The sequence below is a fragment of the Enterobacter sp. DVT3837 genome (assembly GCF_056238685.1).
The window spans coordinates 2,268,955-2,292,605 of record NZ_JBWDLA010000001.1 but is presented as its reverse complement, the minus strand read 5'-3'; the positions used below and the strand labels follow the sequence as shown (position 1 = coordinate 2,292,605).

Here is a 23,651-nt window from a genome sequence, read left to right as displayed (position 1 = left end):
TGTGCGTTATTTTTCTTAATGTAAGGTTGGTTTGCGGACTTCCGGCGCGGTCGGCTGTGAGCGCGTAAAGTTGTCGTGGCACAGCAACGCCGCCACGCGCACATACTCGATGATCTCTTCGAGAGACATTTCCAGCTCTTCCTGGTCTTCGTCTTCATCGTAACCAAGCTGTGCAATGTTACGCAGATCGTCGATCGCCTCACCGGCTTCGCCGGTCACTTTATCGAGTTTAGGCTGTGTCACACCCAGCCCCAGCAGATAGTGGTTTACCCAACCTGCCAGCGCATCAGCGCGATCAAACACGCTTACGTCATCGCCCTCAGGCAGATAAAGCTGAAAAAGGAAGCCATCATCTTCCAGTGAATCACTGATGGCGGCATGCATTTTACGCAGCGCTTCCGCCAGCTCGTGACCAAACGCCAGCCCTTCGTTCGTGAGGTCGTGGATCAGCGGCTGCCATGAGCTGTCGCTGTTTCCGCCGCACAGCATGCCACTGATCAAACCGTGCATTTCGGCAGGGGTTAAACCCACTCCCTGCTGGTTCAGTAACTGGTTTAAATCGTTGTAACCAGGCATTTCGTTCTGTATAGACATGAGCATTCGTCATCAAAGGGGGGAAGTTTCATGATATGCTACCACTTTGGACCCTGGTGATACCAGAAAAGGGCTTGTATCTTCACATCAGGGTAGCTATAGTGTCGCCCCTTCGCGGCCCCCGGGGCAGTAAGCGAAGGCAGCGCAGTCAATCAGCAGGAAGGTGGCATGTCTGCACAACCCGTCGATCTCCAGATTTTTGGCCGTTCACTGCGAGTGAATTGTCCACCTGAACAAAGGGATGCCCTGAATCAGGCTGCGGACGATTTGAATCAGCGGTTGCAAGATCTAAAAGAACGCACTAGAGTCACAAATACTGAGCAGCTGGTTTTCATCGCCGCGTTGAACATCAGCTATGAACTGACTCAGGAAAAAGCGAAGACCCGCGACTACGCGGCAAGTATGGAGCAGCGCATTAAAATGCTCCAGCAGACCATAGAACAGGCATTGCTTGATCAAGGTCGCAATCCCGAAAGACCGGGACCAAAGTTTGAATAACACTTCTCAGTTGACTATGGTAGAGTAACTGTGAAGACAAAATTTCTCTGAGATGTTCGCAAGCGGGCCAGTCCCCTGAGCCGATATTTCATACCACAAGAATGTGGCGCTCCATGGTTGGTGAGCATGCTCGGTCCGTCCGAGAAGCCTTAAAACTATGACGACACATTCACCTTGAACCAAGGGTTCAAGGGTTACAGCCTGCGGCGGCATCTCGGAGATTCCCTCTCTTTTCTTCTACCGACTACCATGACTCAATTCCCTGAAGTTTCTGCTTCACGCCAGGACATTCGTCAGTTAATTCGTCAACGCCGTCGTGCGTTAACCTCCGATCAGCAAACGCATTTTGCCCAGCAGGCTGCCGCGCGCATGATGGCGTATCCGCCTGTTGTGATGGCGCATACCGTCGCCTTGTTTCTCTCATTTGATGGCGAGCTGGATACCCAACCTCTCATTGAGCAACTCTGGCGAGCCGGGAAGAAGGTTTACCTGCCAGTGCTGCATCCGTTTAGCGAAGGTAATCTACTGTTTCTTCACTACCACCCGCACAGCGAGCTGGTCGTGAATCGTCTGAAAATCACTGAGCCAAAACTGGATGTTCGTGACGTGCTGCCGCTGTCACAGCTGGATGTGCTGATTACGCCTCTGGTGGCGTTTGATGAACAGGGCCAGCGTTTAGGGATGGGCGGCGGCTTTTACGACCGGACGCTGCAAAACTGGCAACAGTATGAGCTACAGCCGGTGGGTTACGCGCATGATTGTCAGGGCGTGGAGGCATTGCCGGTGGAAAAATGGGATGTGCCGCTGCCGGCGGTGGTGACGCCCAGTAAAACCTGGACCTGGTAGAATAAAGCCGGGTGGCGCAGCCGCCACCCGACACAACACAATCAGTACAGCAGACGCGCGCGAATCGTCCCCGGAAGCGCCTTCATGCTCTGCAGTGCTTTCTCGGCAACATCGTCATCCGCTTCAATATCAATCACCACATAACCCATCTGAGAATTTGTCTGCAGATACTGCGCGGCGATGTTGACGCTCTGCTCGGCAAAGATCTGGTTAATGGCGGTCAGCACACCTGGACGGTTTTCGTGAATGTGCAGCAAGCGACGACCACCGTGCAGCGGCAGAGACACTTCCGGGAAGTTCACCGCAGAGAGCGTAGAACCGTTGTCAGAATATTTGCTCAGTTTACCCGCCACTTCCAGACCGATGTTCTCCTGCGCTTCCTGGGTCGAGCCGCCAATGTGTGGCGTCAGGATCACGTTATCGAACTCGCACAGCGGAGAATTAAACGGATCGCTGTTGGTCGCAGGCTCCGTCGGGAAGACGTCGATGGCCGCACCCGCCAGATGCTTACGCTTCAGCGCATCCGCCAGTGCCGGGATATCGACAACCGTGCCGCGCGCGGCGTTGATCAGCAGTGAGCCCGGCTTCATCAGCGCCAGCTCTTCCGCGCCCATCATGTTTTTGGTGGAGGCATTTTCCGGCACGTGGAGGCTCACCACGTCGCTCATGTTCAGCAGATCAGACAGGTGTTGAACCTGCGTCGCGTTACCCAGAGGCAGCTTGCTTTCAATATCGTAAAAATAGACATGCATCCCGAGAGATTCAGCCAGAATCCCCAGTTGAGTACCAATGTGACCATAACCAATGATACCCAGTTTTTTACCACGGGCTTCATATGACCCCGCTGCCAGTTTATTCCAGACACCGCGGTGTGCTTTGGCGTTAGCTTCAGGGATACCGCGTAGCAGCAGCAACAACTCGCCAATCACTAACTCCGCCACGGAACGGGTGTTGGAGAACGGGGCGTTGAACACTGGAATACCGCGTTTGGCGGCTGCATTCAGATCGACCTGATTGGTGCCGATACAGAAACAGCCAATGGCAACCAGCTTTTCCGCCGCAGCAATTACATCTTCAGTCAGGTGAGTACGGGATCGCAGACCAATGAAGTGGGCATCACGGATGGCCGCTTTCAGCTCTTCGGTGTCCAGCGCGCCTTTGTGAAATTCGATGTTGGTGTAACCCGCTGCACGAAGGCTATCAAGCGCTTTCTGATGCACGCCTTCTACCAGCAGGAATTTAATCTTGTCTTTCTCCAGTGATACCTTTGCCATTTACCCGACCCTGTATTTTATCTGAACTGATGTTGTGCTGGATTTAAATCCGCTATAGCCAACATATCAAAAAAAACTATTGCAGCAATATGAACGTTTGCGTCGGCACTCTGAAGAAAAGTCATACAGGGTAAAATGACAGAGGAAAATGCTACAGAAATTTGTGAAAGCGGCAGGATCGGCAAAAGAGGCGTAAAAACGTGACACAAGTCACCGAATTTAGCTTTTCAAAAATTTTTTAGCGGGGGGAGGACTCCCCCCGTCAGATCATTTTACGATGGTTTTCACGCCGTCAGCGGTGCCGATCAGCGCCACATCCGCGCCACGGTTGGCGAATAGCCCTACGGTCACTACGCCTGGAATGCCGTTGATGGCATTTTCCAGCGCGATAGCATCAAGGATTTCCAGACCGTGAACGTCGAGGATCACGTTACCGTTATCGGTGACTACGCCCTGACGATATTCCGGACGACCGCCCAGCTTCACCAGCTGACGGGCAACCGCGCTACGGGCCATCGGGATCACTTCCACCGGCAGCGGGAAATTACCCAGAATATCGACCTGCTTGGAGGCGTCCGCGATGCAGATGAACTTGTCCGCAACGGAGGCGATGATTTTTTCACGCGTCAGCGCTGCACCACCGCCTTTGATCATCTGCATATGGCCGTTAATCTCATCCGCGCCATCAACGTAAATCCCCAGACGGTCAACTTCGTTGAGATCGAAAACGGTAATGCCGAGGCTTTTCAGCTTTTCCGTGGAAGCATCGGAGCTGGAAACCGCGCCCTCGATTTGCCCCTTCATCGTGCCCAGCGCATCGATAAAGTGTGCCGCGGTTGATCCCGTACCGACACCGACAATGGTACCCGGCTGTACATACTGGAGAGCGGCCCATCCTACTGCTTTTTTCAGTTCATCCTGCGTCATGATCGTTTTGCCTGTGGTGTGAAAACTTAGGCCGCATTATAGAACACGTGAGGTGGAATTCGTCTGTCACAAAGGGAAAATTGTGTCATAGTGCAGAATAAGCCAAATTAAGGAGCCAGCCAGAGCAATGAAACGTCCGGACTACAGAACACTACAGGCACTTGATGCAGTTATTCGTGAACGAGGTTTTGAGCGCGCGGCGCAAAAGCTTTGCATCACGCAGTCCGCCGTATCACAGCGTATCAAACAGCTTGAAAACATGTTCGGCCAGCCGCTGCTGGTACGCACCGTGCCGCCACGTCCAACCGAGCAAGGGCAAAAGCTCCTCGCCCTGCTGCGCCAGGTTGAACTGCTGGAAGATGAGTGGTTGGGTGACGAACAAACGGGCTCTACGCCACTGCTGCTCTCTCTGGCGGTCAACGCCGACAGTCTGGCAACCTGGCTGCTGCCGGCCCTGGCTCCGGTATTAGCAGATTCCCCTATCCGCCTGAATTTGCAGGTTGAAGATGAAACCCGTACCCAGGAGCGCCTGCGTCGTGGTGAAGTGGTTGGTGCGGTCAGTATTCAGCCTCAGGCGCTGCCGAGCTGTCTTGTCGATCAGTTAGGCGCTCTGGATTACCTGTTTGTCGGTTCAAAAGCCTTTGCCGAGCGCTACTTCCCTAATGGTGTAACCCGCGCCGCACTGCTCAAAGCGCCAGCAGTAGCGTTCGACCATCTGGACGATATGCATCAGGCGTTCCTGCAGCAAAACTTTGACCTGCCGCCGGGCAGCGTACCGTGTCATATCGTCAACTCGTCTGAAGCCTTCGTGCAGCTTGCGCGTCAGGGCACCACCTGCTGCATGATCCCGCATCTGCAGATTGAGAAAGAGTTGAAAAGCGGAGAGCTGATTGACCTAACGCCGGGGCTGTATCAGCGCCGGATGCTCTACTGGCACCGTTTTGCGCCGGAAAGCCGCATGATGCGCAACGTGACCGATGCGTTACTGGCTTACGGGCACAAGGTGTTGAGGCAGGATTAAAAAATAAGCCGGGTGGCGGCTTCGCCTTACCCGGCCTGCAGATTACTGAGCTGTTTTCTGCTGTGCTGCAACAGGCTCCAGCTGGAACACCACATCGACCTGATCGTCGAACTGGATCGTCGGCTGCTCGTAAGTTTCCTGAGCAGATACTGGCGCCGCATCGGCTTTCATCATCCGCACCATCGGGCTTGGCTGATAGTTAGAGATGTGGTAACGCACGCTGTAAACCGGGCCGAGCTTGCTGTTAAAGCCAGCGGCCAGCTGTTGCGCCTGATGCACCGCATCATCAATCGCCGCTTTACGCGCTTCGTCTTTGTATTTCTCCGGTTGCGCAACGCCCAACGACACAGAGCGAATTTCGTTCAGCCCCGCCTTCAGCGCGCCATCCAGTAATGCATTCAGCTTGTCCAGTTGACGCACCGTCACTTCGACAGTACGCACAGCACGGTAGCCTTTCAGAATGCTTTTGCCGTTCTGGTAGTCGTAATCGGGTTGAGTACGCAGGTTAGCGGAGTTGATATCTTTTTTACCTACACCGTTCTGCTCAAGAAAAGAGAGATATTGCGCAACACGATCGTCAGCCTGCTTCTTGGCAGATGCCGCATCTTTCGCAGCCACATTGACTTCAATCGCCAGGGTTGCAACATCCGGTACCGCATCCACACTTGCGGTGCCTGAAGTGACGATGTGCGGGCCATCTGGCAGTTCACTTGCCTGCACCGACACCGCACCTAAACTCACTAATGCCGCCAGGGCCATCACTTTAAACTTCACTGTCATTCCTCCATGTTGCGAAGAGTGCCCCAACAACAGGGCGCATGCCAGCAAGCTTAGCGGGTCTTGTTCAGTTGTCCATAAGACAATGGCTTAGTTGAACAATTCCTGGACATGGTGAATGCCCTCTTTTGCCAACTGGAAGGCGATAAACCACATCACGAGACCCACCAGCGTGTTGATGATCCGCTGCGCTTTAGCAGTGCGAAGACGAGGGGCCAGCCATGCCGCAAGTATGGCGAGACCGAAGAACCAGAGGAAAGAGGCGCTGACCGTGCCAAGCGCAAACCAACGTTTCGGCTCAACATCCAACTGTCCGCCCAGGCTCCCTAGCACCACAAAAGTATCGAGATAAACATGCGGGTTAAGCCAGGTGACCGCCAGCATGGTGACGATGATCTTCCAGCGTCCCTGCTTCATAACTTCAGCGCTTGCCAGCTCAAGGTTGCTGCTCATGGCCGTTTTCAGTGCGCCAAAACCGTACCACAGCAGGAACGCCACGCCGCCCCAGGTAACCAATGCAAGAAGCCACGGCGACTGCATCAGCAATGCACTACCGCCAAAAATCCCGGCGCAGATCAGCAGCAAATCGCTTACCGCGCACAGCAGGGCAATCATCAGATGATACTGGCGGCGAATGCCCTGGTTCATCACGAACGCATTTTGCGGGCCAAGCGGAAGGATCATGGCCGCACCTAAGGCAAGCCCTTGAAAGTAGTAGGATAACATGACGAAACTCTCACAGTGTTGTTCTGGAAGCAGACTATACTGCGCGAATCACATTAGAGGAAATTGATAATATTAATTGGGGATTAGTCGTGCTTATAAAAATAAAGCCCGGTGGCGCTAGCGCTTACCGGGCCATGGTGGTGAAGTTATTCTGCTTCTTTGACTTTTTTGACGTTTACGTCCATCTGTGGGTACGGGAAGCTGATGCCGTTAGCATCGAACTCACGTTTGATACGCTCCAGAACATCCCAGTAAACGTTTTGCAGATCGCTGCTTTTGCTCCAGATACGTACCACGAAGTTAATCGAAGAAGCACCCAGTTCGTTCAGGCGTACGGTCTGCTCTTTGTCTTTCAGAATGCGATCGTCTGAAGCAATGATATTGCTAATCAGCGACTTCACCTGATCGATATCGGAATCATATGCCACGCTGATGATCAGCTCATTTCGGCGCACAGGTTCGCGGGAAAAGTTGATGATGTTGCCTGCAATGATTTTCCCGTTTGGCACAACAACAATACGACCATCAACGGTACGCAGGGTGGTAGAGAAAATCTGTACCTGAAGTACCGTTCCGGCAATCCCACCAAGGTCAACGTACTCACCAGAACGGAATGGGCGGAAGGTGACCAGCAGTACGCCGGCGGCCAGGTTCGAGAGCGAGCCCTGTAATGCAAGGCCAATAGCCAGACCTGCGGCACCAAGCACAGCGATTACCGATGCGGTCTGTACGCCGACGCGTCCCAGCGCTGCAATTAGCGTAAAAGCGATAATACCGTAACGCACCAGTGCAGAGAGGAAATCTGCAACCGTGGCATCAATGTTTCGGGCGCGCATCACGCGGTTAACGGTGTTTGATACGATACGTGCCACGATCATCCCGACGATGAGGATGGCAATAGCCGCTACGATGTTTACGGCGTAGCTCAGCAGCAACTCCTGGTTACGCACCAGCCAGGTACCGGCGTTATTGATGCTGTCTACGACATCGAGTTGTTCCATTTATTCTTCCTTTTGTTAAACCAAAACACAAAAATCCATCCCCCATGGAGACAGGCAGGTCAGTAAAGGGTAAACAAAAAGCACCGGTTTTGCCAAACAGATCACAAAAACCTGTATAGCAGGTTCTTGAAAAAGCATAAAAAAAGGCCCGCATTTGCGGGCCTTCAGATGCTGTTAGCAGCTCAAATTACAGAACGTCAACCGCGTTCAGTTCTTTGAAAGCCTGCTCCAAACGGGTCACCATGGAAGTCTGCGCTGCGCGCAGCCATACGCGTGGATCGTAGTATTTCTTGTTCGGCTGGTCTTCGCCTTTCGGGTTGCCCAGCTGGCCCTGCAGGTAAGCTTCGTTAGTTTTGTAGTACTGCAGAATACCGTCCCAGGTAGCCCACTGGGTATCGGTATCAATGTTCATTTTCACTACACCGTAGCTTACGGAATCTTTGATTTCCTGAGCAGAAGAACCGGAACCGCCGTGGAAGACGAAGTTCAGGCTGTTGTGCGGCAGGTTGTGTTTCTTAGACACATATTCCTGAGAATCACGCAGGATAGTTGGGGTCAGAACCACGTTACCTGGTTTGTAAACGCCGTGCACGTTACCGAAGGACGCTGCAATGGTGAAGCGTGGGCTGATTTTGCTCAGCTCGGTGTAAGCGTAATCAACGTCTTCTGGCTGGGTGTACAGTGCAGAAGCGTCCATGTGGCTGTTGTCCACGCCGTCTTCTTCACCACCGGTGCAACCCAGTTCGATTTCCAGGGTCATGTCCATTTTGGCCATGCGCGCCAGGTATTTGGAGCAAATTTCGATGTTTTCGTGCAGTGACTCTTCAGACAGGTCGATCATATGAGAAGAGAACAGTGGCTTACCGGTAGCAGCGAAGTGTTTTTCACCCGCGTCCAGCAGACCGTCGATCCACGGCAGCAGTTTCTTCGCGCAGTGGTCAGTGTGCAGGATAACTGGAACACCGTAGTGTTCAGCCATCTGGTGTACGTGGTGCGCACCAGAGATAGCACCCAGGATTGCAGCACCCTGAGGAACGTCAGTTTTCACGCCTTTACCAGCGATGAACGCAGCACCGCCGTTAGAGAACTGAACGATAACCGGTGCTTTAACTTTTGCAGCGGCTTCCAGTACGGCGTTGATGGAGTCGGTACCTACGCAGTTAACTGCTGGCAGAGCGAAGTTGTTTTCTTTAGCTACCTGGAACACTTTCTGTACGTCATCACCAGTGATAACGCCAGGTTTTACGAAATCAAAAATTTTAGACATGTTGCTTAGTCCTGTATCTTCGGCCGTTAGAAAAGGTGCGAGCTCTTAAAAGCGCGCTGAAAATTGGGCAGGTTTCCCTGCCCTTGAATGGCTTACTTCTTAGCGCGCTCTTCGAGCATTGCTACTGCTGGCAGTACTTTGCCTTCCACGAATTCGAGGAATGCACCGCCACCAGTGGAGATGTAGGAGATCTTGTCAGCGATACCGAACAGGTCGATTGCCGCCAGGGTGTCACCACCGCCTGCGATAGAGAACGCTTCGCTGTCTGCAATAGCGTTAGCAACGATTTCAGTCCCTTTGCGGAAGTTCGGGAATTCGAACACGCCAACAGGACCATTCCACAGGATAGTTTTTGCGTTTTTCAGGATTTCAGCCAGTTTCTGTGCAGAAACGTCGCCCAGGTCCAGAATTTGCTCTTCGTCTTTGATGTCGTTTACAGACTTCAGGGTCGCCGTTGCAGTTTCAGAGAACTCAGTAGCAACACGAACATCTGTTGGAACTGGAATATCACAGGTGCTCAGCAGGCGTTTAGCTTCGTCAACCAGGTCTGCTTCGTACAGGGATTTACCCACGTTGTGACCTTGAGCAGCAACGAAGGTGTTCGCGATACCACCGCCAACGATCAGCTGGTCAGCAATTTTAGACAGGGAGTCCAGAACGGTCAGCTTGGTAGAAACTTTAGAACCACCAACGATAGCAACCATTGGACGAGCTGGTTCTTTCAGTGCTTTACCCAGCGCTTCCAGTTCGTCAGCCAGCAGAGGACCTGCACAGGCTACGTCTGCGAATTTACCGATACCATGGGTAGAAGCCTGCGCACGGTGAGCCGTACCGAAAGCATCCATTACGAATACGTCGCACAGTGCAGCGTATTTTTTGGACAGTGCTTCGTCGTCTTTCTTCTCGCCTTTGTTGAAGCGAACGTTTTCCAGAACAACCAGTTCACCGGCAGCAACTTCAACGCCGTCCAGGTAATCTTTCACCAGGCGAACCGGGTTGGACAGTTTGTCTTTCAGGTAATTAACAACTGGCAGCAGAGAGAACTCTTCGTTGTACTCGCCTTCGGTTGGACGACCCAGGTGGGAGGTTACCATCACTTTAGCGCCCTGCTTCAGAGCCAGTTCGATGGTTGGCAGAGATGCACGGATACGCGCGTCGCTGGTCACTTTACCCTCTTTAACCGGTACGTTCAGATCAGCACGGATGAAAACGCGTTTACCAGCCAGATCCAGATCGGTCATCTTAATTACAGACATGGTGAATCCTCTCGTTGATTCTTAAAGTTTTGCAGACGCACGATGCGTCTTACCTGAAACCTTGAGCGGCCATTGCTAACGTAGTGTCGAGCATTCGGTTAGCAAAGCCCCATTCGTTATCACACCAGACCAGCGTCTTGATAAGGTGTGCGCCACTGACGCGCGTTTGAGTGCCATCAACGATGGCGCTGTGCGGGTCGTGGTTAAAATCTACTGAGACCAACGGCAATTCCGTATAGTCAACTATACCATGAAATGCACCCTGTGCCGCTTTTTGCAGCAACATGTTGACTTCACAGGCTTTTACCGGTTTTTTCACCGTCACACTAAGGTCAATTGCAGTGACGTTAATCGTCGGAACGCGCACGGCAATCGCTTCAAAACGGTCATCAAACTGCGGGAAAATACGTGTAATCCCTGCAGCCAGTTTTGTGTCCACCGGAATGATTGACTGGCTCGCCGCGCGAGTGCGTCGTAAATCCGGATGGTAGGCGTCGATCACCTGCTGATCGTGCATGGCGGAGTGAATCGTGGTCACCGTGCCGGATTCAATGCCATATGCATCGTCTAACAGTTTAATGACCGGAATAATGCAGTTAGTGGTACAGGAGGCGTTGGAGACAATGCGATGTTCAGCTTGTAGCTCATGCTGGTTGACGCCAAACACGACGGTCGCGTCGAGATCGTTGCTGCCGGGATGAGAGAACAGGACTTTTTTCGCACCTGCTGCCAGATGGGCTTCGCCATGTTCGCGGTTGCCATACACGCCGGTACAGTCAAGCACCACATCCACACCCAATTCACGCCAGGGTAGCCCGGCAATGCTGTTCTCATGCAGCACACGAATAGCGTCATCACCTACAAAAAGCTGATCTCTTTCCTGGCGTACATCCCAGGCAAAGCGTCCGTGGCTGGTGTCATATTTCAACAAATGCGCCATGCCCGTAGCATCCGCCAGTTCATTGATTGCCACCACGGTCATTTCCGCCCGACGTCCGGATTCATACAAAGCACGAACCACATTACGTCCGATGCGACCGAAGCCATTAATCGCTACGCGTACGGTCATAGATCTCCTGCAAAGCTATCCCTGGGTTTGAGGTGGCTGAAAGAGTAATCCAGCTACGCCCGAAGGGGAATCCTTGCTGTCACAAACTGCGATTGATTGGTCAATTGTCGAACATTTAATCGACTGAAACGCTTCAGCAAGAATAAGCGAATCGGGGAATAAAAGGAATGTCTGTCCAGATGAATAAGCGAGCTATATGACTTGCGTCACATTTTAGGTGGAATAATGACAACAAAAAAGCCGGGTGGCGCGCTAACGCTAACCCGGCCTACTTTCGAGCCATTTGTAGGCCCGGTTAGCGTAGCGCCACCGGGCAAAACGGCGATTACAGCAGTTCTTTCGCTTTCGCTACAACGTTCTCAACGGTGAAGCCGAACTCTTCGAACAGCAGCTCTGCCGGTGCAGACTCACCGAAGGTGGTCATACCGACGATTGCGCCATTCAGGCCCACATATTTGAACCAGTAGTCAGCAATACCCGCTTCCACCGCCACACGAGCAGTAACCGCTTTAGGCAGTACGGACTCGCGGTATGCAGCATCCTGCTTGTCGAACGCATCGGTAGACGGCATGGAGACCACACGCGCTTTAACGCCTTCGGCAGACAGTTTGTCCCATGCCGCAACAGCCAGCTCAACTTCAGAACCGGTAGCGATGAAGATCAGTTCAGGCTGACCTGCACAATCTTTCAGAACATAACCACCGCGAGCGATGTTCGCCAGCTGCTCTGGAGTACGATCCTGCTGTGCCAGGTTCTGGCGGGAGAGGATCAGTGCGGTTGGGCCATCCTGACGCTCAACACCGTATTTCCACGCCACTGCGGATTCAACCTGGTCACATGGACGCCATGTGCTCATGTTCGGAGTCACACGCAGAGAAGCCACCTGCTCTACAGGCTGGTGAGTTGGACCATCTTCGCCCAGACCGATGGAGTCGTGGGTATAGACCATCACCTGACGCTGTTTCATCAGCGCAGCCATACGTACGGCGTTACGTGCGTACTCTACGAACATCAGGAAGGTAGAGGTATACGGCAGGAAACCACCGTGCAGGGAGATACCGTTAGCAATTGCCGTCATACCGAATTCACGTACACCATAATGGATGTAGTTACCGGCAGTATCTTCGTTGATCGCTTTAGAACCGGACCACAGGGTCAGGTTAGAAGGCGCCAGGTCAGCAGAACCGCCCAGGAATTCAGGCAACAGTGGGCCAAATGCTTCAATCGCATTTTGAGACGCTTTACGGCTGGCGATTTTAGATGGGTTCGCCTGCAGCTTAGCAATAAACTCATTCGCTTTTGCATCGAAGTCAGACGGCATATCGCCTTTCATGCGACGGGTGAATTCAGCGGCTTCCTGTGGGAAGGCTTTAGCATACGCAGCGAACTTCTCGTTCCATGCGGCTTCTTTCGCCTGACCTGCTTCTTTTGCATCCCACTGAGCATAAATGTCAGATGGGATTTCGAATGCCGGGTGTTTCCAGCCTAGCGCTTCGCGCGTCAGTGCAATTTCCGCGTCGCCCAGTGGCGCACCGTGGGAATCGTGGGTACCGGCTTTGTTCGGTGAACCGAAGCCGATAATAGTTTTGCACATCAGCAGGGATGGTTTGTCAGTGACAGCGCGCGCTTCTTCTACTGCACGTTTAATCGAGTCAGCATCGTGGCCATCAACACCACGCACAACGTGCCAGCCATAGGCTTCAAAACGTTTAGCGGTGTCATCGGTGAACCAGCCCTCAACGTGACCGTCAATGGAGATACCATTGTCGTCGTAGAACGCAACCAGTTTGCCCAGTTTCAGGGTACCCGCGAGGGAGCACACTTCGTGAGAAATGCCTTCCATCATGCAGCCATCACCCATGAACGCGTAGGTGAAGTGGTCTACGATGTCGTGGCCAGGACGGTTGAACTGCGCCGCCAGGGTCTTCTCAGCAATCGCCATACCCACAGCGTTCGCAATACCCTGGCCCAGTGGACCGGTCGTGGTTTCAACACCAGCGGTGTAACCCACTTCCGGGTGACCTGGAGTTTTGGAGTGCAGCTGACGGAAGTTTTTCAGCTCTTCAATTGGCAGATCGTAGCCAGTGAGGTGCAGCAGGCTATAGATCAGCATAGAGCCGTGGCCGTTGGACAGCACGAAACGGTCGCGGTCAGCCCATGCCGGGTTCTGCGGGTTGTGGTTCAGGAAATCACGCCACAGGACTTCGGCGATATCAGCCATACCCATAGGGGCCCCTGGGTGGCCGGATTTGGCTTTCTGTACTGCGTCCATGCTCAGCGCACGAATAGCATTAGCAAGCTCTTTACGTGAGGACATTTTAACTCCAGATCGGACTGTTAAAGGCCATGCCCTTGACGACAGCGCGTTTTGGGCTACGCCGGAAAAAAGTGCCAACAATGTAACCCAAGCGGCATGCCATGTACATGGAGCATTCTTTTGCAGCTTAAGAAATCTCTGGATCATGCTCGCATGTTGCGCAATCTGCTCGCCCGGCCCCGTAGATATTCCTTATACTTAGCGCGACCCCGGCTTCGTTGCCGGTGTACTTTTCGGATTTTATTCAGATTAACGAGTACGGAAGCAACCTCATGAAAATGCGTGCAATAGTGCTGGCCCTGGGAACAACGCTCCTGCTGAGCGGCTGTCAGAATATGGATTCTAACGGCCTGATGACCTCAGGCGCAGAAGCTTTTCAGGCTTATTCCCTGAGCGACGCGCAGGTAAAAGCGCTGAGCGACCAGGCCTGTAAAGATATGGACGGAAAAGCCACACTTGCCCCAGCTAACAGTACCTACACGCAGCGTCTGAATAAGATTGCTTCCGCGCTGGGCGATAACATCAATGGCCAGCCGGTAAACTACAAGGTTTACATGGCCAAAGACGTGAACGCTTTCGCGATGGCGAACGGTTGTATCCGCGTCTATAGCGGGCTGATGGATATGATGACCGACAACGAAGTTGAAGCGGTGATCGGCCATGAAATGGGCCACGTTGCACTCGGTCACGTGAAGAAAGGGATGCAGGTTGCCTTAGGCACCAACGCCATTCGCGCAGCAGCGGCTTCAGCGGGCGGTATTGTTGGAAGCCTGTCGCAGTCGCAGCTTGGCGATGTCGGAGAGAAGCTGGTTAATTCTCAGTTCTCCCAGCGTCAGGAGTCCGAAGCGGATGACTACTCCTACGATCTGTTGCGCAAACGCGGCATTAATCCATCAGGTTTAGCCACCAGCTTCGAAAAACTGGCCAAACTGGAAGCAGGACGTCAAAGCTCAATGTTTGATGATCACCCAGCCTCAGAAGAACGCGCGCAGCATATTCGCGACCGTATGGCCGCAGACGGAATTAAATAATTTCAGAAGGAGGCTGTTGTGCCTCCTTTTCAAAAGCACAAAAAAGCCCTCACCAGCTGGTGAGGGCTTTTACTTAACCGCTAAACTTACTCGCCTTTTTTCGCCGCCTGGATGTAAAGCATTTCCAGTGCCAGCGTCGCCGCAGCCAGAGCGGTAATTTCGGACTGATCGTAAGCCGGAGCCACTTCCACCACGTCCATCCCGACAATGTTCAGATCTTTCAGACCACGAACCAGTTTGATAGCACGGTCAGAAGTCAGGCCGCCGATCACCGGAGTACCGGTACCTGGTGCAAACGCCGGATCCAGACAATCGATATCGAAGGTCAGGTAGACCGGCATATCGCCCACAATCTGCTTCACCTGCGCGATGATGTCGTCAACACCGCGATCGTTCACCTGGCAGGCGTCCAGTACGGTAAAGCCGTTATCTTTATCGAACTCAGTACGAATACCGATCTGCACGGAGTGGTTTGGATCGATAAGGCCTTCGTTTGGCGCGGTGAAGAACATGGTGCCGTGGTCAAACTCGCAGCCGTTCGCATAAGTGTCGGTATGTGCATCAAAGTGCACCAGCGCCATTTTACCGAAGTGCTTGGCATGGGCGCGCAGCAGCGGCAGGGTCACGAAGTGGTCACCACCGAAGGAGAGCATGCGCTTACCGGCAGCCAGCAGCTTCTCGGCGTGCGCCTGGAGTTTTTCGCTCATCTCACGCGCGTCGCCGAAGGCATACACCAGGTCACCGCAGTCCACCACGTTCAGGCGCTCGCGCATGTCGAAGTTCCACGGGAAGCGATTGTGCTCCCAGGCCAGGTTAGTCGATACCTGACGGATCGCCGCCGGGCCATGACGGCCACCGGCACGACCGGAGGTTGCCATATCAAATGGCACGCCAGTGATAACCCAGTCGGCATCGCTGTCGTACGGCTGGAAGTTCATCGGAAGGCGTAAAAAACCAAACGCGTTAGATACCAGAGAGTTATCGTACTGATGACCTAAAGTGCTCATGTCCTGACCTCTTTTAAAGTCGATTCATTAAAAACAGATGAAAAAAAATCCCCTCCGCGTCGTTAAACCCGACGAGGAAGGGATTGATTCGTAAATAGCATATTGGGGCGAATTATCGCCGCTAATTCATACGGGTTCAAGAGAGTATAGGGCATTGTGCGGTCTGATGCCCTCACCCCGCCCCTCTCCCATAGGGAAAGGGAGATTTACCTTACTCGTCTTCCAGGTAGGTGTACCCGTACAGACCCGCTTCAAACTCTTCCAGGAACTGCTGCTGCAATGTTTCGTCAAGACCGGTATTTTTCACCTGGTCGCGGAACTGGGTGAGCAACGTTTTCGGATCCAGCTGAACGTATTCCAGCATGTCCGCCACTGTATCCCCTTCGTCAGACAGCTCCACTTCCACGCTGCCATCCGGGAAGACAAACACGTCAACCGCTTCGGTATCACCGAACAGGTTGTGCATGTTACCGAGGATCTCCTGGTATGCCCCGACCATGAAGAAGCCCAGCATTGGCGGGTTCTCAGGGTCGTATTCCGGCATTGGCATGGTGGTCGCAATACCATCGCCATCCACGTAGTGGTCGATAGCGCCGTCGGAATCACAGGTGATGTCGAGCAGCACCGCTCGACGTTCCGGAGCATGGTTCAACCCTTCCAGCGGCAGAACCGGGAACAGCTGATCGATACCCCATGCATCCGGCATCGACTGGAACAGGGAGAAGTTGACGTAAATCTTGTCCGCCATACGTTCCTGCAGCTCGTCGATAATCGGACGGTGTGCGCGGTTGCTCGGGTCGAGCTGTTTCTGCACTTCATGACACATGTTCAGATAGAGCTGTTCGGCCCACGCGCGCTCCTGCAGGCTAAAGTTACCTGAAGAGTAGCCAACGTGAATATCGTGCAGATCCATCTGGCTGTCGTGCAGCCACTCGCGCAGGGAACGGCGCGTGCCCGGTTCGTGCATCTCCTGCCAGGTTTCCCACATATTTTGCAGGGAACGAGGCGCATCATCCTGCGGCGGCGTGGCTTCAGAAATTTCGCTACGCTCTACGCCGATAATATTGGACACCAGCACAGTATGGTGCGCGGTTACTGCACGGCCGGATTCAGTGATCACCGTCGGATGCGGCAAACCGTGTTCTTCACACGCATCGCCAATCGCCCAGATGATGTTGTTAGCATATTCGTTCAGGCCGTAGTTCACAGAGCAGTCAGACTGAGAACGCGTGCCTTCATAGTCCACGCCCAGGCCGCCGCCCACGTCGAAGCACTGAATATTCACGCCAAGCTTGTGCAGCTCAACGTAGAAACGCGCCGACTCACGTACGCCTGTCGCGATGTCGCGAATGTTGGCCATCTGCGAACCGAGGTGGAAGTGCAGCAGCTGAATGCTGTCCAGACGACCGCGCTCGCGCAGGATCTCCACCAGTTGCAGTACCTGGTTCGCCGCCAGGCCGAACTTGGATTTTTCGCCACCGGAGGACTGCCATTTACCAGACCCCTGAGAGGCCAGACGCGCACGCACACCGAGGCGTGGGATCACGTTCAGACGCTCGGCTTCTTCCAGCACAATAGCGATTTCGGTCATCTTCTCGATAACCAGATAGACCTTATGACCCATCTTTTCGCCAATCAGCGCCAGACGAATATATTCACGGTCTTTATAGCCGTTGCAGACGATAACCGAACGGGTCATGCCCGCATGCGCCAGCACGGCCATCAGTTCTGCTTTTGAACCAGCTTCCAGGCCCAGCGGTTCGCCGGAGTGGATTAGCGATTCAATCACGCGGCGGTGCTGGTTCACCTTGATCGGGTAAACCAGGAAATAGTCGCCTTTATAACCGTAGGATTCACGCGCACGTTTGAACGCGGCGTTAATCGAACGCAGGCGGTGTTGCAGGATCTGCGGGAAGCAGAACAGTGCAGGCAAACGCTGACCCTGAGCTTCGCGGGCTTTCACCAGTTTGGCGAGATCCACGCGCGCTTCAGGGACGTCAGGGTCCGGGCAAACGCTGATGTGGCCCAGTTCGTTGACGTCGTAGTAGTTATTGCCCCACCAGGCAATATTGTAAGTGCGCAGCATCTTGCTGGCTTCCTGGGAGCTCATCGCAACCTCCTGCATAGAACGTAGTACACCCTGTTCGCCCGCTGACGAAGGCGAAAAAGAAGACATGTCGTCAGACATAGCGAACCTCAACTCTTTGTATTAAGTGTAAAACAGTTGACTACTATCGCAGCGTTATACGGCGATAACAACCCATAAACGGCTCCGTTTCCCAGCAGAGTATGCTGAAATCCAGACCGTGCGACCGGTTTCTTATTCATATCATTGTAAAACACGTATCCGAACTCTGTATGACAAGGTTCGGCGAAACCACGAGAAAACTCTTGTATTAACAAGAGCGCCCTTGTTCAGTTTTCACAAAGCGTGACCGGCCCTGGAATCCTGAGAAGCGCCGAGATGGGTATAACATCGGCAGGTTTGCAGACTAGAAATGCGGGTTGCGGGAATCAAATGCGCGCCAGAACGGCTGCGCTGAATTAGCGGAAAACGATGGTTCATTATCTCGTATCACCTCCACGGCCGCCTCTGCTGAAACGGACCACAAGCCAAAGCTAAAAGTTCACTGCTTAACCCGGCTGGAAGTGGCGACACGATGAGTTCATCGAGCGCTTTTTTGTATGAGCCGCGCGCCGCGTTTTATACCGAGAACAGGGGTAAAAAGCAAAAGATAAATGTGCGTGTTGCCAGGGCCGTCAGGAATTATTGCCAGCCGTAATTTCAACTGAGTGAGAGGTTAGTCAAAAAAAACTGGAAATCGGGTGAAGAAGTGACCTAAAATAGACGTCCAGATGTTAATCCATCTATACTGATTAACACTCATACTGCCAGTGTCAAAAACCTGCAGGCCTTGGTAGAATTATCTCCTTTGGCTAATCCACACAGCAGCTTGAGCTAACCAAATTCCTCTTAGGTGAAATAAAACATGGCAAAACACCTGTTTACGTCCGAGTCCGTATCAGAAGGACATCCTGATAAAATTGCTGACCAAATCTCCGATGCAGTGCTGGACGCGATCCTGACCCAGGATCCTAAAGCGCGCGTAGCGTGTGAAACCTATGTCAAAACCGGCATGGTTCTGGTTGGCGGTGAGATCACCACCAGCGCATGGGTTGATATCGAAGAGATCACCCGTAACACGGTGCGTGAGATCGGCTATGTGCATTCTGATATGGGCTTTGATGCCAACTCCTGTGCGGTACTGAGCGCAATTGGTAAACAGTCTCCAGACATCAACCAGGGCGTTGATCGTGCCGATCCACTGGAACAGGGCGCGGGCGACCAGGGCCTGATGTTCGGCTATGCAACCAACGAAACCGACGTGCTGATGCCAGCACCTGTGACCTACGCACACCGTCTGGTGCAGCGTCAGGCTGAAGTGCGTAAAAACGGCACCCTGCCGTGGCTGCGCCCGGATGCAAAAAGCCAGGTGACCTTCCAGTATGACGACGGCAAAATCGTCGGGATTGACGCGGTGGTTCTGTCTACCCAGCATTCCGAAGATATCGATCAGAAATCCTTGCAAGAAGCAGTGATGGAAGAGATCATCAAGCCGGTTCTGCCGACAGAATGGCTGAGCTCTGCAACCAAATTCTTCATCAACCCAACCGGACGCTTTGTTATCGGCGGCCCAATGGGTGACTGCGGTCTGACCGGTCGTAAAATCATCGTTGATACCTACGGCGGCATGGCGCGTCACGGTGGCGGTGCGTTCTCTGGTAAAGATCCATCAAAAGTTGACCGCTCTGCGGCGTATGCTGCACGTTATGTTGCGAAAAACATCGTTGCTGCAGGTCTGGCCGATCGTTGCGAGATTCAGGTGTCCTACGCTATTGGCGTCGCTGAACCAACCTCCATCATGGTTGAAACCTTCGGTACTGAGAAAGTCCCTTCAGAACAGCTGACGCTGCTGGTGCGCGAGTTCTTCGACCTGCGTCCATACGGCCTGATCCAGATGCTGGATCTGCTGCACCCAATCTACAAAGAAACCGCGGCATACGGTCACTTTGGTCGTGAACATTTCCCATGGGAAAAAACCGACAAAGCCGCTCTGCTGCGTGAAGCTGCCGGTCTGAAATAATCGACTGACAGTTGTTGTTTAAAAGGCCAGCCTTCGTGCTGGCCTTTTGCATTTTAGAGATAATGGAATCGATTACACCACACTGGATATATCCTGATTTCAGAAAAATCTCTTTGCATGATCGCCTTTCTTCTGCTGTTACATCTCATTTCAGTTAAGTCTGAAATGTCGTCTTTCGCGATGCACCTCACCAAATTTTCCTCTATATTTTCAAAGCGTTAATTTTTTTGACGGTTACAAGCTAGTGTAACCGATTACACCATTGTGATTTGTCTCACATATTTTTGCGGGTCGCTCACCTACCCTTAATATCAATAAAACTGATAACCCAACTGGAGGGCATAATGCCTGACAATAAAAAACAGGGGCGTACGTCCAACAAGGCGATGACTTTCTTCGTCTGCTTCCTCGCAGCCCTGGCAGGATTACTCTTTGGCCTGGATATCGGCGTGATTGCCGGCGCGCTCCCCTTCATCACCGATGAGTTTCAAATAAGTGCCCACACTCAGGAATGGGTGGTGAGCTCCATGATGTTCGGTGCAGCGGTTGGTGCGGTTGGCAGCGGCTGGCTCTCGTTCAAACTGGGCCGTAAAAAAAGCCTGATGATCGGCGCTATTCTGTTTGTGGCCGGTTCACTGTTCTCGGCGGCGGCGCCAAACGTAGAGGTGCTGTTGGTCTCCCGCGTGCTGCTGGGCCTCGCCGTGGGCGTTGCCTCTTATACCGCCCCGCTTTACCTGTCAGAAATCGCCCCTGAGAAAATCCGTGGCAGTATGATTTCCATGTACCAGCTGATGATCACCATCGGTATTTTGGGGGCCTACCTTTCCGATACCGCATTTAGCTACAGCGGCGCATGGCGCTGGATGCTCGGCGTGATCATCATCCCGGCAATTCTGTTGCTGATTGGTGTTTTCTTCCTGCCGGACAGCCCGCGCTGGTTTGCCGCCAAACGCCGCTTCGTTGATGCAGAACGCGTGCTGCTGCGCCTGCGTGATACCAGCGCAGAAGCGAAAAACGAGCTGGAAGAGATCCGCGAAAGCCTGAAGGTGAAACAGTCCGGCTGGGCGCTGTTTAAAGAGAACAGTAACTTCCGTCGCGCCGTATTCCTGGGCGTGTTATTGCAAGTGATGCAGCAGTTCACCGGGATGAACGTCATCATGTACTACGCGCCAAAAATCTTTGAACTGGCGGGTTACACCAACACCACCGAGCAGATGTGGGGTACCGTCATCGTGGGTCTGACCAACGTGCTGGCGACCTTTATCGCCATCGGCCTGGTTGATCGCTGGGGACGTAAGCCAACGCTGACGCTGGGCTTCCTGGTGATGGCGGCCGGTATGGGCGTCCTCGGTACAATGATGCATGTGGGTATTCACTCACCAACAGCCCAGTACTTCGCGGTAGGCATGCTGCTAATGTTTATCGTCGGGTTTGCGATGAGTGCCGGCCCGCTGATCTGGGTGCTGTGCTCCGAAATCCAGCCACTGAAAGGGCGTGATTTTGGTATCACCTGCTCAACTGCGACCAACTGGGTGGCAAACATGATTGTCGGTGCAACCTTCCTGACCATGCTCAACAGTCTGGGGAATGCCAACACATTCTGGGTCTACTCTGGTCTGAACCTGCTCTTTATTGTTCTGACTATCTGGCTGGTTCCAGAAACTAAACACGTTTCGCTGGAACATATAGAACGTAACCTGATGAAAGGTCGTCCGCTGCGCGAAATCGGCGCCCACGACTAATCCCCTCACGGGGAGGTGCCCCTTGCACCTCCCCGCTTCGCGTTTTATGCTCTGCCCCTATGAAAGCACCCCGTCTCCCCATTGCCATCCAGCAAGCCGTTATGCGCAGCCTGCGGGAAAAACTCGCCCAGGCGAACCTGAAGCTCGGCCGCAATTATCCTGAACCCAAACTCGTCTACCAGCAGCGTGGAACCGCAGCAGGCACAGCGTGGCTGGAGTCTTACGAGATCCGCCTAAACCCGGTGTTAATGATGGAAAACCAGCAGGCGTTCATCGAGGAAGTGGTTCCGCACGAGCTGGCCCATCTTCTGGTGTGGAAACACTTTGGCCGCGTCGCGCCCCACGGAAAAGAGTGGAAATGGATGATGGAAGCCGTGCTCGGTGTTCCGGCTCGCAGAACCCATCAGTTCGAGCTGGAATCAGTACGCCGCAATACCTTCCCTTACCGCTGCCAGTGTCAGCAGCATCAGCTCACCGTTCGCCGTCACAATCGCGTGGTGCGCGGCGAGGCAACCTACCGCTGCGTCAAATGCGGCGAGCCGCTGATCGCGGAATAATCAGCTGAACTTTCAGGAACTTTCCTGATCTGACTGATTGCATACAGGAACAACATTCGTTACGTTGCGGGCTCGTTTTGACACGGAGTGTAAGATGTCCCGTAATTTCTCTCTCGCGGTCGCTTTTCTGGCGACGGCGCTCTCAGGCCATGCTCTGGCCGACGGTATCAACAGTTTTTCCCAGGCCAAGGCAGCAGGTGTGAAGGTGAACGCCGATGTACCGGGCGATTTCTACTGCGGCTGTAAAATTAACTGGCAGGGTAAAAAAGGGATCGTTGACCTGGAGTCCTGCGGCTATAAAGTGCGTAAAAACGAGAATCGCGCCAGCCGCATCGAATGGGAACATGTTGTGCCGGCATGGCAGTTTGGCCACCAGCGTCAGTGCTGGCAGGATGGCGGACGTAAAAACTGCGCCAGCGACCCGGTTTATCGCCAGATGGAAAGCGATATGCATAACCTGCAACCCGCTGTGGGTGAAGTGAACGGCGACCGCGGCAATTTTATGTACAGCCAGTGGAACGGTGGCGAAGGCCAGTACGGACAGTGCGGTATGAAGGTTGATTTTAAAGAGAAAGTCGCCGAGCCACCTGCCCGGGCGCGCGGCAGTATCGCCCGCACCTACTTCTATATGCGTGACCGTTACGACCTCAACCTTTCGCGCCAGCAAACCCAGCTGTTCAATGCATGGGACAAGCAATACCCGGTGACGGAGTGGGAATGCCAGCGTGATGAGCGTATCGCTAAAGTCCAGGGGAATCATAACCCTTATGTCCAGCGGGCTTGCCAGGCGCAAAAGAGCTAACCTACACTAGCGGCAATTCGCTTACATCGCATGACTAATGGAATTTCTGACTATGCGCATCCCTCGCATCTACCACCCTGAACTGATTACCGCAGGCCGCGAAATCGCCCTGTCTGATGAAGCCGCCAACCACGTTGGTCGCGTGCTGCGCATGGGTGCAGGCCAGGCCATACAGCTATTTGACGGCTCTAATCAGGTTTTCGACGCCGAAATCACGCGAGCGGATAAGAAAAGTGTCCACGTAAATGTGCTGCGTGGCGAAGTGGATGACCGTGAATCGCCGCTGCATATTCATTTAGGCCAGGTAATGTCGCGCGGTGAAAAGATGGAATTTACCATCCAGAAATCGATTGAACTGGGTGTAAGCCTCATTACGCCACTTTTTTCTGAGCGCTGTGGCGTTAAACTGGATGCGGAACGTCTGAACAAAAAGATCCAGCAGTGGCAGAAAATCGCTATTGCGGCCTGTGAACAGAGTGGCCGCAACCGTATTCCGGAGATCCGCCCGGCGATGGATCTGGAGGACTGGTGTGCAGAAGAGGACAGTGGGCTGAAGCTCAATCTTCATCCGCGCGCCAGCGCCAGCATCAATACGCTGCCGCTGCCCGTTGAGCGCGTACGCCTGTTGATTGGCCCGGAAGGTGGCCTGTCGGCCGACGAAATTGCGATGACGGCACGTTACCAGTTTACTGATATTCTGTTGGGACCTCGCGTTCTGCGCACTGAGACAACGGCACTCACGGCCATTACCGCGCTACAGGTACGGTTTGGCGATCTGGGTTGAAGCATTAACG

General features: G+C 53.4%; 23 protein-coding genes and 1 other RNA gene. 10 read left to right on the top strand and 14 right to left on the bottom strand.

Translation table 11 applies throughout. From position 1 onward, the window contains the following. Nucleotides 1–15 precede the first annotated feature (15 nt). Entirely contained in the window at nt 16–594 is a 579-nt protein-coding gene (locus AC0XWG_RS11250; RefSeq protein WP_028016963.1) for a YecA/YgfB family protein, read from the bottom strand. A 168-nt stretch (nt 595–762) separates the two neighbouring features. Between AC0XWG_RS11250 and zapA the strand changes: the two genes are divergently transcribed. The 3 genes from zapA (at nt 763) to AC0XWG_RS11235 (ending at nt 1,938) form a co-directional block, all read left to right on the top strand. Then, on the top strand, nt 763–1,092 hold the full coding sequence (zapA, locus tag AC0XWG_RS11245; protein ID WP_006811891.1) for a cell division protein ZapA: 330 nt from the start codon (nt 763–765) through the stop codon (nt 1,090–1,092). A 41-nt stretch (nt 1,093–1,133) separates the two neighbouring features. Beyond that, nucleotides 1,134–1,317, top strand: a non-coding RNA gene (gene ssrS, locus AC0XWG_RS11240) — 6S RNA. Nucleotides 1,318–1,341: 24 nt separating this feature from the next. Continuing rightward, nucleotides 1,342–1,938 carry a 5-formyltetrahydrofolate cyclo-ligase gene (locus tag AC0XWG_RS11235; RefSeq protein ID WP_128347286.1) on the top strand — a complete coding sequence of 199 codons (597 nt, stop codon included), beginning with the start codon at nt 1,342–1,344 and terminating at the stop codon, nt 1,936–1,938. Nucleotides 1,939–1,979: 41 nt separating this feature from the next. Here the strand turns inward: AC0XWG_RS11235 and serA are convergent, their stop codons facing one another. Both serA and rpiA read right to left on the bottom strand, forming a co-directional pair. Further along, nucleotides 1,980–3,212: a phosphoglycerate dehydrogenase gene (serA, locus tag AC0XWG_RS11230; RefSeq protein ID WP_028016965.1), complete on the bottom strand. Its 1,233-nt coding sequence runs from the start codon at nt 3,210–3,212 to the stop codon at nt 1,980–1,982. 267 nt (nt 3,213–3,479) lie between these two features. Continuing rightward, entirely contained in the window at nt 3,480–4,139 is a 660-nt protein-coding gene (gene rpiA, locus AC0XWG_RS11225; protein WP_003860091.1) for a ribose-5-phosphate isomerase RpiA, read from the bottom strand. Between the two features lie 127 nt (nt 4,140–4,266). On the opposite strand from rpiA, the gene argP reads away from it, so the two are divergent. After that, a complete protein-coding gene (gene argP, locus AC0XWG_RS11220) occupies nt 4,267–5,160 on the top strand; it encodes a DNA-binding transcriptional regulator ArgP (protein ID WP_008499727.1) in 894 nt (297 codons plus the stop codon). Between the two features lie 42 nt (nt 5,161–5,202). Here argP and AC0XWG_RS11215 read toward each other — a convergent pair whose 3' ends face one another. From AC0XWG_RS11215 to tkt, 7 genes are all read right to left on the bottom strand, one after another. Beyond that, entirely contained in the window at nt 5,203–5,934 is a 732-nt protein-coding gene (locus AC0XWG_RS11215) for an oxidative stress defense protein (RefSeq protein ID WP_128347285.1), read from the bottom strand. Nucleotides 5,935–6,027: 93 nt separating this feature from the next. Next, a complete protein-coding gene (argO, locus tag AC0XWG_RS11210) occupies nt 6,028–6,663 on the bottom strand; it encodes an arginine exporter ArgO (protein ID WP_021242063.1) in 636 nt (211 codons plus the stop codon). A 146-nt stretch (nt 6,664–6,809) separates the two neighbouring features. Then, the gene (locus AC0XWG_RS11205; protein WP_028016968.1) at nt 6,810–7,664 is read right to left on the bottom strand and encodes a small-conductance mechanosensitive channel MscS; all 855 of its coding nucleotides are present in this window, start codon (nt 7,662–7,664) and stop codon (nt 6,810–6,812) included. 187 nt (nt 7,665–7,851) lie between these two features. Next, entirely contained in the window at nt 7,852–8,931 is a 1,080-nt protein-coding gene (gene fbaA / locus AC0XWG_RS11200; RefSeq protein WP_028016969.1) for a class II fructose-bisphosphate aldolase, read from the bottom strand. A 92-nt stretch (nt 8,932–9,023) separates the two neighbouring features. Beyond that, complete coding sequence (gene pgk, locus AC0XWG_RS11195) at nt 9,024–10,187, bottom strand: phosphoglycerate kinase (protein ID WP_128347284.1); 1,164 nt, start codon at nt 10,185–10,187, stop codon at nt 9,024–9,026. Nucleotides 10,188–10,236: 49 nt separating this feature from the next. Then, on the bottom strand, nt 10,237–11,256 hold the full coding sequence (epd, locus tag AC0XWG_RS11190) for an erythrose-4-phosphate dehydrogenase (RefSeq protein WP_475680584.1): 1,020 nt from the start codon (nt 11,254–11,256) through the stop codon (nt 10,237–10,239). 325 nt (nt 11,257–11,581) lie between these two features. After that, nucleotides 11,582–13,573: a transketolase gene (tkt, locus tag AC0XWG_RS11185; protein ID WP_049004948.1), complete on the bottom strand. Its 1,992-nt coding sequence runs from the start codon at nt 13,571–13,573 to the stop codon at nt 11,582–11,584. Between the two features lie 272 nt (nt 13,574–13,845). On the opposite strand from tkt, the gene loiP reads away from it, so the two are divergent. Then, nucleotides 13,846–14,604, top strand: a complete 759-nt coding sequence (gene loiP / locus AC0XWG_RS11180; RefSeq protein WP_021242066.1) for a metalloprotease LoiP — start codon at nt 13,846–13,848, stop codon at nt 14,602–14,604. 86 nt (nt 14,605–14,690) lie between these two features. Here the strand turns inward: loiP and speB are convergent, their stop codons facing one another. From speB to AC0XWG_RS11160, 4 genes are all read right to left on the bottom strand, one after another. Further along, the gene (gene speB / locus AC0XWG_RS11175) at nt 14,691–15,611 is read right to left on the bottom strand and encodes an agmatinase (protein WP_025757725.1); all 921 of its coding nucleotides are present in this window, start codon (nt 15,609–15,611) and stop codon (nt 14,691–14,693) included. A 211-nt stretch (nt 15,612–15,822) separates the two neighbouring features. Further along, nucleotides 15,823–17,799 carry a biosynthetic arginine decarboxylase gene (gene speA / locus AC0XWG_RS11170; RefSeq protein ID WP_028016973.1) on the bottom strand — a complete coding sequence of 659 codons (1,977 nt, stop codon included), beginning with the start codon at nt 17,797–17,799 and terminating at the stop codon, nt 15,823–15,825. An 8-nt stretch (nt 17,800–17,807) separates the two neighbouring features. After that, nucleotides 17,808–17,939: an acid stress response protein YqgB gene (yqgB, locus tag AC0XWG_RS11165; protein WP_127312443.1), complete on the bottom strand. Its 132-nt coding sequence runs from the start codon at nt 17,937–17,939 to the stop codon at nt 17,808–17,810. Between the two features lie 94 nt (nt 17,940–18,033). Next, entirely contained in the window at nt 18,034–18,177 is a 144-nt protein-coding gene (locus AC0XWG_RS11160; RefSeq protein ID WP_418250466.1) for a hypothetical protein, read from the bottom strand. Nucleotides 18,178–18,601: 424 nt separating this feature from the next. On the opposite strand from AC0XWG_RS11160, the gene metK reads away from it, so the two are divergent. From metK to rsmE, 5 genes are all read left to right on the top strand, one after another. Further along, nucleotides 18,602–19,756 (top strand): methionine adenosyltransferase, encoded by a 1,155-nt coding sequence (gene metK / locus AC0XWG_RS11155; RefSeq protein ID WP_028016974.1) that lies wholly within the window; start codon nt 18,602–18,604, stop codon nt 19,754–19,756. A gap of 344 nt (nt 19,757–20,100) precedes the next feature. Then, a complete protein-coding gene (gene galP, locus AC0XWG_RS11150; protein WP_475680583.1) occupies nt 20,101–21,498 on the top strand; it encodes a galactose/proton symporter in 1,398 nt (465 codons plus the stop codon). Between the two features lie 59 nt (nt 21,499–21,557). Beyond that, nucleotides 21,558–22,055 (top strand): SprT family zinc-dependent metalloprotease, encoded by a 498-nt coding sequence (locus AC0XWG_RS11145; RefSeq protein ID WP_028014364.1) that lies wholly within the window; start codon nt 21,558–21,560, stop codon nt 22,053–22,055. Nucleotides 22,056–22,149: 94 nt separating this feature from the next. After that, entirely contained in the window at nt 22,150–22,857 is a 708-nt protein-coding gene (gene endA / locus AC0XWG_RS11140; protein WP_134707920.1) for a deoxyribonuclease I, read from the top strand. Between the two features lie 52 nt (nt 22,858–22,909). Beyond that, on the top strand, nt 22,910–23,641 hold the full coding sequence (gene rsmE, locus AC0XWG_RS11135) for a 16S rRNA (uracil(1498)-N(3))-methyltransferase (RefSeq protein ID WP_028018379.1): 732 nt from the start codon (nt 22,910–22,912) through the stop codon (nt 23,639–23,641). Nucleotides 23,642–23,651 lie beyond the last annotated feature (10 nt).

Coding starts and splice junctions, on each gene's coding strand:
- AC0XWG_RS11250 (WP_028016963.1), bottom strand. CDS start 594: ATGTCTATACAGAACGAAATGCCTGGTTACAACGATTTAAACCAGTTA.
- zapA (WP_006811891.1), top strand. CDS start 763: ATGTCTGCACAACCCGTCGATCTCCAGATTTTTGGCCGTTCACTGCGA.
- AC0XWG_RS11235 (WP_128347286.1), top strand. CDS start 1,342: ATGACTCAATTCCCTGAAGTTTCTGCTTCACGCCAGGACATTCGTCAG.
- serA (WP_028016965.1), bottom strand. CDS start 3,212: ATGGCAAAGGTATCACTGGAGAAAGACAAGATTAAATTCCTGCTGGTA.
- rpiA (WP_003860091.1), bottom strand. CDS start 4,139: ATGACGCAGGATGAACTGAAAAAAGCAGTAGGATGGGCCGCTCTCCAG.
- argP (WP_008499727.1), top strand. CDS start 4,267: ATGAAACGTCCGGACTACAGAACACTACAGGCACTTGATGCAGTTATT.
- argO (WP_021242063.1), bottom strand. CDS start 6,663: ATGTTATCCTACTACTTTCAAGGGCTTGCCTTAGGTGCGGCCATGATC.
- AC0XWG_RS11205 (WP_028016968.1), bottom strand. CDS start 7,664: ATGGAACAACTCGATGTCGTAGACAGCATCAATAACGCCGGTACCTGG.
- fbaA (WP_028016969.1), bottom strand. CDS start 8,931: ATGTCTAAAATTTTTGATTTCGTAAAACCTGGCGTTATCACTGGTGAT.
- pgk (WP_128347284.1), bottom strand. CDS start 10,187: ATGTCTGTAATTAAGATGACCGATCTGGATCTGGCTGGTAAACGCGTT.
- epd (WP_475680584.1), bottom strand. CDS start 11,256: ATGACCGTACGCGTAGCGATTAATGGCTTCGGTCGCATCGGACGTAAT.
- tkt (WP_049004948.1), bottom strand. CDS start 13,573: ATGTCCTCACGTAAAGAGCTTGCTAATGCTATTCGTGCGCTGAGCATG.
- loiP (WP_021242066.1), top strand. CDS start 13,846: ATGAAAATGCGTGCAATAGTGCTGGCCCTGGGAACAACGCTCCTGCTG.
- speB (WP_025757725.1), bottom strand. CDS start 15,611: ATGAGCACTTTAGGTCATCAGTACGATAACTCTCTGGTATCTAACGCG.
- speA (WP_028016973.1), bottom strand. CDS start 17,799: ATGTCTGACGACATGTCTTCTTTTTCGCCTTCGTCAGCGGGCGAACAG.
- yqgB (WP_127312443.1), bottom strand. CDS start 17,939: ATGAATAAGAAACCGGTCGCACGGTCTGGATTTCAGCATACTCTGCTG.
- AC0XWG_RS11160 (WP_418250466.1), bottom strand. CDS start 18,177: ATGAACCATCGTTTTCCGCTAATTCAGCGCAGCCGTTCTGGCGCGCAT.
- metK (WP_028016974.1), top strand. CDS start 18,602: ATGGCAAAACACCTGTTTACGTCCGAGTCCGTATCAGAAGGACATCCT.
- galP (WP_475680583.1), top strand. CDS start 20,101: ATGCCTGACAATAAAAAACAGGGGCGTACGTCCAACAAGGCGATGACT.
- AC0XWG_RS11145 (WP_028014364.1), top strand. CDS start 21,558: ATGAAAGCACCCCGTCTCCCCATTGCCATCCAGCAAGCCGTTATGCGC.
- endA (WP_134707920.1), top strand. CDS start 22,150: ATGTCCCGTAATTTCTCTCTCGCGGTCGCTTTTCTGGCGACGGCGCTC.
- rsmE (WP_028018379.1), top strand. CDS start 22,910: ATGCGCATCCCTCGCATCTACCACCCTGAACTGATTACCGCAGGCCGC.